Consider the following 11,229-nt stretch of genomic DNA (forward strand, 5'->3'; position numbering starts at 1 on the left):
GGTGAAACTTCCGCTTCACCTTTCGCTGCTGGTTATTTTACAGTTATACTATCTTTTGTTTGTATTATAATTACGCCGTTAACGCCCGCTTTACCATACAAAGCTACTGCGGGATCACTTTTCAGTACATTAACAGATGTGATCCTGTTCTTATCCATTGTGTTCAATGCCGTCAGGGTTTTTACCACCCCGTTTACGATCACCAGCGGCTGGGCTTTTAAGCTATCAAGCCCGCGGATGCTAATGGTTGTTTTTACATTAGTATTCTGGTTAACGTTGTAACTTTTGTTAATTGTTTGAGCAGTATCCGCCGTTAAATTTACCGCACGTACCTTTACGGAATCCCTTTTAAAACTAATAACCTTTACGCTGGCCGCGGAATCTCTTTTAAAATTAATGACCTTTACACCGGATCCTCCCTTGCCTTTGTTGGTAGTGATCACAACCACCCCATGTTTTCCTTTATCGCCATAACGCGACAGCGCCTCCTCCCCTTTCCATACATTCATGGAGGTAATATCCTCTGGATTAAGTTTGGGTTCATGCATTTCCACCCCATCTACTATCCAAAGTATTTTAGGATCCGGGGTACCGATCCTTATGACAGATGGCCTTACGGTATCCGGCACCGGAGGCGGTGGTGGAGGTGGCGGTAACGGTGCAGGCGCCGGCGGAGGAGGCGGCGGAGGCGGGAAAGTATCGGGGCCTGCAGGCGCCAGCGCTGCCTTATCCGGGGCTATTGGAGCCAGTACACCCTTATCCGGGCCTATTGGTGCAAGCGGGGCCGGTGGTACGGGCGGTACGCCCGGTATGGCCGGCACCGGTGCAGCGGGGGCTACCGGTGCTACCGGGGGTGCAGGTATTGTGTCTGTTACATCTACTGTTTGCGCATGCTTAAACGCGGCCCGGCTGTAGTTCAATGATAGCAGTGCTACTGCTACCACGCATCCCAGCACCAGGTAACGCAGCATATTATATTTTGCGGAACGTTTGCTGTTCATCATTTTAATTCTGTTTTTCAGATGTGAGAGATTGAAGTTGTTTGCGATGGCCGTCGCATATGGAATTCCACTAACTTTTATCAGGTTGTATTGATAGATCTTCCGGTCTATTCCCTGCTGCAGCATCCGCCGGTCTGTAATAAATTCCAGGTTCTCCCGCACGGCGGTGCGCATCAGCCAGGCCCCGGGGTTAAACCAGTAGAAAATATTATTCAGCTCCGCCATCATCACATCAATGGTATGCCACTGTTTAACATGCACCTGCTCGTGCTGCAAAATGGCATCCAGCTCCATGGGGGCATGCTGGGAGGGATTAATGTAAATATTCTTAAAGAAGGAAAAAGGATTCACCGGCTGCTGTAAAGCTTTTACCGGCAGCTGCTGTATAACGGCTGCCTGCGACTGCCGGTGTAAACGCCACAGGGATAGCAGCTGCATAAAAAAGCGTATAGCCATTACTGCTACTCCCACCCAAAAAATATATACCAGTAAATGCCATACGGTAAATTCGTTTGCCGGCTGCAGCTGTAAGGCATCCAGGTCCGGCACATAGGCTACTACGTTACTGATCTGCTGGTGCCGTTGCAGCAGCGCATTCACATCTATTAACGGAAATACGGATGAGCAAACAATGCCGGTAAGCAAAAAGAACCGGTTCAGCACATAAAAGGTAAGCCTGCGCAGTCCAAAGCGGTAAGCCAGGTAAAATAAGGTAAGCGCTATGTTGGCTTTTAACAGGTATATTAATAAGGCCGGCATATCTTATTATTTTGAATCGTTATTCTCAATCATTTTAATGATCTCTTTCAGCTCGTCGGGGCTGATCTTTTTTTCTTTTGCAAAAAAGGTCACCAGCTCCTTATAGGAGTTCTCAAAGTAGTTTTGTACAAAACCATTCATGAACTTCTTCTTGTACTCTTCTTCTGCTATCAAAGGCGTATACTCATATACGTTACCTGTTTTACGGCTTTGCAGATAACCCTTTTTTTCCAGGTTCTTGATGGTGGATGCCAGGGTGGTGTAAGGCGGAGCGGGCGCATTGTGCGCTTCCAGGAAATCTTTCACAATACCCTTCCCTTTTTGCCATACAGCCTGCATGGCAGCTTCCTCCTGCTGCGTGAGCTTTTCCATATATATTTCTTTACAGAACTAAATTACGATATTTTCGTAATTCTACGACATTTTCGTAACTCTTTTTTTAAAATAGTTTAGGAGGATGATGCTGAGAGCAGAAATAGCCCCCCGGAAAGGTAGCTTAAGAAGGATAATTGAGAGATTACTGAGCAGAAGATCTGCGGGAGGTGGTTTTGAGATAGGAATTTGAGCAAAGGATTGAGCAGGTGGAGAAGGAACGGTGGGAAAGATTGAAAGAGGTGATCCGGAAAACAAAACGCCGGACACATTTTACTGCATCCGGCGCCTGTTGTTATTTGATACTTCCGATTGAACTACTGCATTATTTCACCCAGCTTGGTTTCCAGCGCTTCGCCGCGCAGGTTCTTCGCTATGATCCTGCCCTGCGGATCGATCAGCAGGTTCTGGGGAATGGCGCGGATGCTGTACAGCTCTGCGGCCGCATTCTTCCAGCCTTTCAGGTCTGAAACGTGCGTCCAGGACAGGTTATCGGCCTGTATGGCAGCCAGCCATTTATCTTTTTTATCATCCAGGGAAACAGCCAGGATCTCAAAACCTTTTTCCCTGAACTTACTGTAAGCTCGAACTACATTCGGGTTCTCTGCCCGGCAGGGGCCGCACCAGCTGGCCCAGAAATCCACCAGCACATATTTTCCGCGGAAAGAGGCCAGGCTAACGGTCTTACCGCTGGCATCCGCCTGTGCAAAGTCCAGCGCAGGCTGGCCAATGGCGGTTTTCTTGGCTGCTTCCAGGCGCTGTACAAAGGCCTTTCCGGAGGCCGAATTCTTTATTTTTTTATCCAGCTTTTTAAACACCGGCTCTACATCTGCAGGGTTAATTTCATAACCGGCATACTGGTTCAGCGCAAACATGGCTATAGGCGAACCGGGATTTTTATCCAGGTAAGCGCGCATAATGGTTTTTTCCTGTGCTTCCAGTGAATCAAACCGCGGTTCCAGCTTTTTCATCCCCTCTTCATCCTTGGCCATATATAGCTGGCGGTATTCCTTTTGCAGGGTCCGCATCTGGGTATCTATATCCTTCAGCATACCATTCAGCTGCAGGTATGCATCATTGGCTTTAGATCCTTTTACGGTGGCGGTGCTGATGGAATCCTGCGCGGTAATGGTAATATTTCCGTTATCCAGGAACAGCGGCAATACATCGCGCCTGCCGCCTCTGGGCATATCAGCAGGCGGCTCGCTGATCACCATCATCAGGCTGGCCATAGAAGCCTCCTTAATCGTTCCTTTGAAAGCAAACTTACCGTCTTTTACCTCTGCACTATCCAGTGTATTATCATCCCCTTTCCGCACGTTCAGATATACTTTGGCCTGTTTTTGTAATTGCGCCACCGTTCCACTGATCGTAAACGGTTTCTCATCCTGCGCAAACAAAACTACCGGCGCTAACATCACGGCAGTCAGTATAGCTCTCTTCATAATTATTAATGCTCCTTTTAACGTTTATACGTAGCAACAAATATGAGGAAACAGCGGGGCATAATCAAACTGATTGTGATAAACGGGGGAGAATGTGTGGATGTGCGGATGTGCAGATGTGCAAATGGAATCCATCTGCACATCTGCATATTTGCACAACTGCAATATTATTTCAGTATCTCTCCCAGCTTGTCTTCCAGGGCGGAGCCGCGCAGGTTGCGGGCTATAATGCGCCCCTGGGGGTCTACCAGGAAGTTAGAGGGTATGGAACGGATACCGTACTGTACGGCTACTTCATTGCTCCAGCCATGCAGGTCGGAAACATGTGTCCAGTTAAGGCCATCCTGCTTAATGGCGTGCAGCCAGCGGTTCTTATCATCATCCAGGGAAACGCTGAGGATCGTAAAGTTCTTTCCTTTGTATTTGTTAAAGGCTTTTACCACATTGGGGTTCTCTGCCCGGCAGGGACCGCACCAGCTGGCCCAGAAATCTACCAGCACATATTTACCGCGGAAAGAGGACAGCTTGATAGCTTTGCCATCTACATCTCCCTGCGAAAAATCATCTGCCATTTCACCAATGCCACTGAGCTTCTGGCTTCTGATATACTGGCTTACGCTTTGTCCGTACTTGCCGGTTTGCAGTGATTTATCCAGGCCGGCAAACAGTCCTGCAAATTCATCGGGCTTCAGCCGCGGGCGTAACTCATTGATCAGCATCCACATACTGGCTAATGCCTTGGGATGCTGCTGTACAAAGGTTTTGCCGGTTGTTACCACATCGTCGCTGAAAACACCGGCCTTTTTGCGGAAAGCCTCTTTAGCTGCTTCGTCATCTCCTGAAATGCCGGATGCTTCCTGGTTCAATGCATGCGCTCTTTGGATCAGCGGCTGAAACAGCACCTGGTATTCCTGCAGGGCTTTTGTATTATCATTGCCTTTTACAGCGGTTGCTATCGGAAATTTATCTGCGCTCAATGTTAACTGCTGCGGGGTAGGGCCCGGCACAAATAACAGCGGCTGGTCCGTACCTTCCAATATCAACGCAAATACAGAGGGTTCTGAGGGTTGCTTTATGGTAAAGCTGAACTGGCCTTTTTGCAGCACAGTGGAATCGTCCGGGTTATTGTCCGCATCATCGAACAAATAGATCTTTCTCCCATCGGCCCCGCTTACCGTGCCGGATATTACGTTTTGTGCGTTGGCAACTAAGGCACTGGCCGCGCAGCACATCACCAGGAATAAATGCTTCATGTTATAAATATATAAAAAATATTCTACTTGTGTCGCTCCTTCAGCACGTTCAGCACATCGGATAGCTGGTGGCCTTTGGCATTCAATAAGATCAGGTAGTGGAACAGCAGGTCGGCGGCTTCGTTCAGGAACAGGGTTTCGTTATTATCCTTGGCTTCTATTACTACTTCCACCGCTTCCTCCCCTACTTTCTGGGCTATTTTGTTAATGCCTTTGGCAAACAGGCTGGCGGTGTAAGACTTTTCCGTAGGATTATTCTTACGGTCTGTGATCACGCTTTCCAGCTTTGACAGGAAATCGTTGCTCACATTCACCTCATCCCAGCAGGTATCTGCACCGGTGTGGCATACCGGGCCTACCGGGTTGGCCTTTATCAGCAAGGTATCGTTGTCACAATCCACTTTAACGTCCTGCAGCAGCAAAAAATTGCCGCTTTCCTCTCCCTTGGTCCACAGGCGCTGTTTCGAACGGCTGTAAAAGGTCACCTTTTTTTCCTGCAGGGTCTTGTTCACTGCTTCCTGGTTCATATAACCCAGCATCAGCACTTTTAAAGTAGCTGCATCCTGCACAATGGCCGGCACCAGGCCGTCGGGGGATTTTTCGAAATTAATTGTCATACAATCGTATTTACGATTTCAGATTTACGATTTTAGATTTGTTTGAGCCGAAAGCGCAAAGCATAAAGCATAAGCTAATGCAGCGGAGTATTTCCTGCTTTTATTGAATACCGAAGTATTCGTTACTCCCAATCTAAAATCGTAAATCTAAAATCTGATATTTATTCCTTTGCTGTATAAGTACTTCTTCAGGTCGGGTATTTCTATTTCCTTGTAGTGGAAAATGCTGGCGGCCAGCGCGGCATCTGCCTGGGCATTTTCAAATACTGCTGTAAAATGATCCATGGAACCGGCGCCTCCGGAGGCGATCACAGGCACATTCAGGTTCTGTGACAGCTGCCCCGTAATGTCCAGCGCAAAACCCTGCTTGGTGCCATCGTTGTTCATAGAGGTAAGCAGTATTTCACCTGCGCCACGGTCTACCGCTTCTTTGGCCCAGTCATAAGCTTTGGTGGTGGTTTTTACGCGGCCGCCGTTCAGGTACACATACCAGTCGCCTTCTTCAAAGCGGGTATCAATGGCCAGCACAATACACTGGCTGCCAAATTCGCGTGACAGCTCATCCACCAGCTCCGGGCGTTTGAATGCAGAAGTGTTCACGGATATTTTATCTGCGCCGGATTGCAGCAGCACATATACATCCTCTACAGATGATATGCCGCCGCCTACCGTAAACGGGATGTTCACATGCCTGGCAATACCGGTCACCAGCTCTGCCAGTGTTTTTCTCCGTTCATTCGTAGCCGTTATATCCAGGAACACCAGCTCGTCTGCGCCCTGCTGTGCGTATAAAGCGCCCAGCTCTATGGGATCGCCGGCATCGCGTATATTTTCAAAATTCACCCCTTTTACAGTACGCCCGTCCTTAATGTCCAGGCAGGGGATGATTCGTTTTGTAAGCATGCTTCTTAATTTTTTTAATTAATAATTAAGAATGAATAATTAATAATCGCAGGGCTTGTACTTCGTGTTACGCTTCTTTCCTTATTAGTAGCTCTTAATTATCCATTATTAATTATGAAGGAATTGCACTTCTCGTTATGCTTCTTCCATTATTATTAATTCTTAATTATTCATTATTAATTCCTTCAGCTCGTCCATCGTAATGCGTCCTTCGTAAATAGCCTTGCCTACAATGGCGCCGCTGCAGCCTATTTCACGCAGGGTTTCAACATCCTGCAGGTTGCTTACGCCGCCGCTGGCTACAAAGTTAATATCCGGGAAACGTTCCAGTATTTGCTGGTATAGTGCGGTGGACGGGCCCTGTAACAAGCCATCCTTTGCAATATCCGTACAAAAGATATTATGCACGCCATGGCGTACATTCTCTTCCAGGAAATCATAGATGGAGAGCTGGGTTGTTTCCAGCCAGCCGCCTACTGCTATTTTTTCTTCCTTCACATCAGCGCCCAGGAATATTTTTTCAGGACCGTATTTTTTTACCCAGCCAAAGAACAGCTCCGGGTCTTTTACCGCTATGCTGCCAATAGTAGCCAGCGCTGCCCCGCTTTCAAATACAATATCCAGGTCCTTTACTGTTTTAATACCTCCGCCAAAGTCCACTACCAGACCGGTTTTACCGGCAATGGCCTCCAGCACCTTCCAGTTCACTACCGCTCCTTTTTTAGCGCCGTCCAGGTCTACCAGGTGCAGGCGCTGCACGCCAATATCTTCAAATGCCTTTGCTACTTCCAGCGGATGTTCGTTGTACACTTTTTGCTGGGCATAGTCGCCCTGCGTAAGGCGCACACATTTGCCGTCAATAATGTCTATGGCGGGTATTACGGTAAACTGTTTGGTTGTTTGCACGGGTAATTCCATCCTGCAATAAATAATGTTATTCTTTTCAAAATAATTGCCTGCTTTGGTAAAACCCAGGCGGGTGTAAAAACCTTCGGCAGTACGGCGGGCATGGCACCATAATAAAGGGATGCCTGCTTCCCGGCACTGCTGCTGCATTCGTTTAATAAGTAAGGTGCCGTATCCTTTACCCTGCAAAGCCGGTGTGGTAGCCAGCTTGCGGAACTGGGCCTGCTTACCGTTCATAAACAGGGAGCCTACGCTTACCAGCTGCCCGTCTTTAAACAGGCCAAAGTGTATGGCTGCTTCATCATGCTCTACACGTACACTGTCTAACGGCTGGCCGGGATATAATACATCCCTGCGCAGCAGTAAAGTATCGTTGGTCTGGATCTGCTTTATTTCAATACCTGCCATTGCTTATAACTTCAGAAAGCTTTCCAGCAATTTTTGTCCTGCCTCTGCTGATTTCTCCGGGTGGAACTGCACTGCGTAAAAGTTATCCTTTTGTAAAGCAGCGCTGTAGTTCACCACGTAATTGGCAATAGCCACTGTTTCCGGCGCCAGCGCGGCGTAGTAGCTGTGCACAAAATACATGTAGCTGTTTTCCGGCACCTTTTCAAAGATAGTGCTGTGCAAACCAGCTATGTTGTTCCAGCCGATCTGCGGGATCTTTAACAGGTTAGCTACCGGCGATTGAAAACGTTTTACCTCTACATCAAAAATGCCCAGGCAGGGCGTATCATTCTCTTCAGAGTGTTTGCACATGAGCTGTAAGCCCAGGCAAATGCCCAGCACCGGCTGCTGCAGGCTGGTGATCACTTTATCCAGGCCCCGCTGCTGCAGGTACTGCATGGCGGTGCTGGCCTCTCCCACACCGGGAAAGATCACTTTGTCAGCTGCCCGGATCTCTTCGGGATCGTCGGTTACCGTGCCCTGCACTCCTAAGCGGTCCAGCGCAAAAAGCACGGAGCGGATGTTGCCGGCGTTGTATTTTATGATAGCTGTTTTCATGTTATATCTTATGTGCGCCACACCTTTGAGGCGTGGCACACGTTTACTTTACGGATTGAATGAACTGTTTGATGGTTCCATCCAGGTCTTTGGTATTCTCTACTGCTTTAATAAACGCCGTTCCAATAATAGCGCCGTTGCTGTATGCACAGGCCGCATCAAAGGTGGACTTATCTTTTATACCAAAACCGATCAGCACCGGGTTTTTAAGCTGCAGGGCCTTTATGCGTTCAAAGTAGGCCTGCTGGCCTTTCATATCCTTATCTTTCCCGGTGGTGGAAGAGGAGGATACGGCGTACACAAATCCTTTGCTCAGTGCATCTATCTGCCGTATGCGGGCTTCGCTGGTTTCCGGTGTTACCAGAAAGATAAGGTGTAATCCATATTTTTCAAAAAGCGGGCGGTATTCCTGCTCATACTCCTGCATGGGAAGGTCCGGCAAAATAAGGCCATCTACCCCGGTGGCTGCGCACTGCTGCAAGAACTGCTCTATGCCAAATTGCATTACCGGGTTCAGGTAACCCATGAGTATAACGGGAACGTGTATATTTTTTCTGAAATCCTTTAGCTGGGTAAACAGCTTTTTCAGGCTCATGCCGTTCTGCAGGGCACGGGTGCTGCTGTCCTGGATCACAGGCCCATCTGCCAGGGGATCAGAGAAAGGCATGCCCAGCTCTATCATATCTGCGCCATGCGCCTGCAGGGCTGTCATTACCGGCAAAGTATCTTCCAGGGCAGGGAAACCTGCTGTGCAGTATATATTAAGGATGCCAGTTTGTTTGCTTGCAAAAAGTTGATCTATGCGATTCATTCGATTTTAGATTTACGATTTACGATTTTAGATTTTATTGAAGCGGTTCCCTTTAAAATCTAAAATCGTAAATCTAACATCGTAAATTATTTCTGCATGTGTTTAATGTAAGTACCCATATCCTTATCGCCACGGCCGGAGAGGCATACCACTACTACATCGCTGGGTTTCAGGTTCAGGTCTTTTAAACGGGCCAGCGCGTGGGATGATTCCAGCGCAGGGATAATGCCTTCCAAACGGGTAAGCTCAAAAGCGGCTTCCAGGGCTTCATCATCCGTAGCGTTCAGGAAACGTGCGCGGCCGGTTTCATACAGGTGGGCATGTAAAGGCCCTACACCCGGATAATCCAAACCAGCGGAAATAGAGTGTGGCTCCACGATCTGCCCGTCTTCTGTTTGCATCAGCAGGGTTTTGCTGGCATGTATCACACCAGGTTTGCCCAGCTGGGAAGTAGCGGCGGAAAAACCGCTGTTCACGCCTTTACCGGCTGCTTCTACGGGTATCAGCTGCACCTGCTCATCATCCAGGAAATGGAAGAAAGCGCCCGCTGCATTACTGCCGCCGCCTACACAGGCCAGCACGTAATTGGGATAAGGGCTGCCGGTTTTTTCCTGCAGCTGCTGTTTTATTTCTTCGCTGATCACGGATTGAAAACGCGCTACCATATCCGGGTACGGATGCGGCCCTACTACGGAGCCTATGATGTAATGCGTATCCACCGGGTTATTGATCCAGTCGCGGATAGCTTCGTTGGTAGCGTCTTTCAGGGTACGGCTGCCACTGGTGGCAGGTACTACGGTAGCGCCCAGCATTTGCATACGTGCTACGTTGGGCGCCTGCCGTTCAATATCCACACTGCCCATGTACACGATACATTCCAGGCCCATTAAAGCACATACCGTAGCGGTGGCTACTCCATGCTGCCCTGCGCCGGTTTCCGCAATAATGCGTTTTTTGCCCAGGCGCTGCGCCAGCAGGATCTGTCCAATGGTGTTGTTCACCTTGTGTGCACCGGTATGGTTCAGGTCTTCCCGCTTCAGGTAAATGTTAGCCTTATATTTTTCAGACAAACGTTTGGCCAGGTACAGCGGCGACGGGCGGCCCACATAATCTTTCAGCAGCTGGGTGAACTCCTGCTGAAAACCCGGATCTGCCAGGATCTGCATGTAGTTTTGCCGCAGCTCCTCTACATTGGGATACAGCATTTCGGGAATGTATGCCCCGCCAAAGCTGCCGTAATATCCCTTTTCATTCACATGATATTTGGAGCCCTTTGTATTTACCGCTATCTCCATTCTAATTAGTTTTATGATTTTAATAAGTCCATGGTCCATAGTCGATGGTCCATAGCATATTTCGTTTGATTAGTATTACTGTGGTCCGCACAGCGCGTTCACGAACTCCTTTACTTTTTCCATATCCTTTACACCGGGTGCTGTTTCAAAACGGCTGTTCACATCCACTGCAAATAAAGCCGGCAATTCCAGCTCAGTCAATGCAGCGGCGTGTTCCGGCCCAATGCCACCGCTCAGGAAAAAAGGATGGCTGAAGGGATAGCTTTTCAGCAGGTCCCAGTTGAACTGCTGACCGGTACCACCGTAGGATTTTCCTACCGCGGTATCAAACAAAAAGTAGTCGCTTACCGGTATAAAGGGCGCCAGCTCCTGCCAGCTCACCTGCTCCCCTATACGAAAAGCTTTTACTACCGGCACTACTTTCCGGATGGCAGCGCAATATTCCGGTGTTTCATTCCCATGCAGCTGCACCAGATCCAGCCCGTAGTCTGCTACCTTTTGCTGTACGCTTTGCAGATCTTCATTTACAAACACACCTGCCTTTTTTATACCGGTGGTGCTGCGTACGGTAGCTGCATCCAGCTTACCTGTTACCAAACGGGACGATCTTTCATAAAAGATAAAACCGGCATAGTTCACACCATACTGTACCAGGGCTTGCAGGTCCTGCTCACGGGTAATGCCGCATACTTTTATGTTGAGTTCCATTAATTATAATTTAAGAATGTAAAATGATAAATACTAAATGCAAAATGTAAAAGTGGAATGCTGCGAATGGTTAAAGAGGTTTTATCCCTCCATTAACTTTTACATTTGAAATTTTACATTTATGATTTTACATTTTCTCCACCGCTCTTAATAG

At 48.3% G+C, this 11,229-nt stretch carries 11 protein-coding genes; all 11 read right to left on the reverse strand.

What is annotated here, in order from left to right:
• Positions 1–32: 32 nt before the first annotated feature.
• The 11 genes from VIM87_RS14140 to VIM87_RS14190 all read right to left on the reverse strand — a co-directional run bounded on the left by VIM87_RS14140 (position 33) and on the right by VIM87_RS14190 (position 11,075).
• Positions 33–1,760, reverse strand: a complete 1,728-nt coding sequence (locus VIM87_RS14140; protein ID WP_331997622.1) for a M56 family metallopeptidase — start codon at positions 1,758–1,760, stop codon at positions 33–35.
• Positions 1,761–1,766: 6 nt separating this feature from the next.
• On the reverse strand, positions 1,767–2,132 hold the full coding sequence (locus tag VIM87_RS14145) for a BlaI/MecI/CopY family transcriptional regulator (protein WP_331997623.1): 366 nt from the start codon (positions 2,130–2,132) through the stop codon (positions 1,767–1,769).
• 317 nt (positions 2,133–2,449) lie between these two features.
• The gene (locus VIM87_RS14150; protein WP_331997624.1) at positions 2,450–3,577 is read right to left on the reverse strand and encodes a TlpA disulfide reductase family protein; all 1,128 of its coding nucleotides are present in this window, start codon (positions 3,575–3,577) and stop codon (positions 2,450–2,452) included.
• Between the two features lie 167 nt (positions 3,578–3,744).
• Complete coding sequence (locus VIM87_RS14155) at positions 3,745–4,830, reverse strand: redoxin domain-containing protein (protein ID WP_331997625.1); 1,086 nt, start codon at positions 4,828–4,830, stop codon at positions 3,745–3,747.
• 23 nt (positions 4,831–4,853) lie between these two features.
• Positions 4,854–5,447, reverse strand: a complete 594-nt coding sequence (gene hisIE, locus VIM87_RS14160) for a bifunctional phosphoribosyl-AMP cyclohydrolase/phosphoribosyl-ATP diphosphatase HisIE (protein ID WP_331997626.1) — start codon at positions 5,445–5,447, stop codon at positions 4,854–4,856.
• A 147-nt stretch (positions 5,448–5,594) separates the two neighbouring features.
• Positions 5,595–6,350 (reverse strand): imidazole glycerol phosphate synthase subunit HisF, encoded by a 756-nt coding sequence (gene hisF, locus VIM87_RS14165; protein ID WP_331997627.1) that lies wholly within the window; start codon positions 6,348–6,350, stop codon positions 5,595–5,597.
• Positions 6,351–6,512: 162 nt separating this feature from the next.
• On the reverse strand, positions 6,513–7,664 hold the full coding sequence (hisA, locus tag VIM87_RS14170) for a 1-(5-phosphoribosyl)-5-[(5-phosphoribosylamino)methylideneamino]imidazole-4-carboxamide isomerase (protein ID WP_331997628.1): 1,152 nt from the start codon (positions 7,662–7,664) through the stop codon (positions 6,513–6,515).
• A gap of 3 nt (positions 7,665–7,667) precedes the next feature.
• Complete coding sequence (gene hisH / locus VIM87_RS14175; protein ID WP_331997629.1) at positions 7,668–8,261, reverse strand: imidazole glycerol phosphate synthase subunit HisH; 594 nt, start codon at positions 8,259–8,261, stop codon at positions 7,668–7,670.
• Between the two features lie 43 nt (positions 8,262–8,304).
• Positions 8,305–9,072 carry a tryptophan synthase subunit alpha gene (gene trpA, locus VIM87_RS14180; protein ID WP_331997630.1) on the reverse strand — a complete coding sequence of 256 codons (768 nt, stop codon included), beginning with the start codon at positions 9,070–9,072 and terminating at the stop codon, positions 8,305–8,307.
• A gap of 86 nt (positions 9,073–9,158) precedes the next feature.
• Positions 9,159–10,367, reverse strand: coding sequence for a tryptophan synthase subunit beta (trpB, locus tag VIM87_RS14185; RefSeq protein WP_331997631.1), 1,209 nt, complete (start codon positions 10,365–10,367; stop codon positions 9,159–9,161).
• Between the two features lie 75 nt (positions 10,368–10,442).
• The gene (locus VIM87_RS14190; RefSeq protein ID WP_331997632.1) at positions 10,443–11,075 is read right to left on the reverse strand and encodes a phosphoribosylanthranilate isomerase; all 633 of its coding nucleotides are present in this window, start codon (positions 11,073–11,075) and stop codon (positions 10,443–10,445) included.
• Positions 11,076–11,229 lie beyond the last annotated feature (154 nt).

The organism is Chitinophaga sp. (assembly GCF_036569125.1).
Taxonomy (GTDB): Bacteria; Bacteroidota; Bacteroidia; order Chitinophagales; family Chitinophagaceae; genus Chitinophaga.

Bases quoted from the DNA above. Each gene is read 5' to 3' on its own strand.
- VIM87_RS14140 (WP_331997622.1), bottom strand. From the start codon at position 1,760: ATGCCGGCCTTATTAATATACCTGTTAAAAGCCAACATAGCGCTTACC.
- VIM87_RS14145 (WP_331997623.1), bottom strand. From the start codon at position 2,132: ATGGAAAAGCTCACGCAGCAGGAGGAAGCTGCCATGCAGGCTGTATGG.
- VIM87_RS14150 (WP_331997624.1), bottom strand. From the start codon at position 3,577: ATGAAGAGAGCTATACTGACTGCCGTGATGTTAGCGCCGGTAGTTTTG.
- VIM87_RS14155 (WP_331997625.1), bottom strand. From the start codon at position 4,830: ATGAAGCATTTATTCCTGGTGATGTGCTGCGCGGCCAGTGCCTTAGTT.
- hisIE (WP_331997626.1), bottom strand. From the start codon at position 5,447: ATGACAATTAATTTCGAAAAATCCCCCGACGGCCTGGTGCCGGCCATT.
- hisF (WP_331997627.1), bottom strand. From the start codon at position 6,350: ATGCTTACAAAACGAATCATCCCCTGCCTGGACATTAAGGACGGGCGT.
- hisA (WP_331997628.1), bottom strand. From the start codon at position 7,664: ATGGCAGGTATTGAAATAAAGCAGATCCAGACCAACGATACTTTACTG.
- hisH (WP_331997629.1), bottom strand. From the start codon at position 8,261: ATGAAAACAGCTATCATAAAATACAACGCCGGCAACATCCGCTCCGTG.
- trpA (WP_331997630.1), bottom strand. From the start codon at position 9,072: ATGAATCGCATAGATCAACTTTTTGCAAGCAAACAAACTGGCATCCTT.
- trpB (WP_331997631.1), bottom strand. From the start codon at position 10,367: ATGGAGATAGCGGTAAATACAAAGGGCTCCAAATATCATGTGAATGAA.
- VIM87_RS14190 (WP_331997632.1), bottom strand. From the start codon at position 11,075: ATGGAACTCAACATAAAAGTATGCGGCATTACCCGTGAGCAGGACCTG.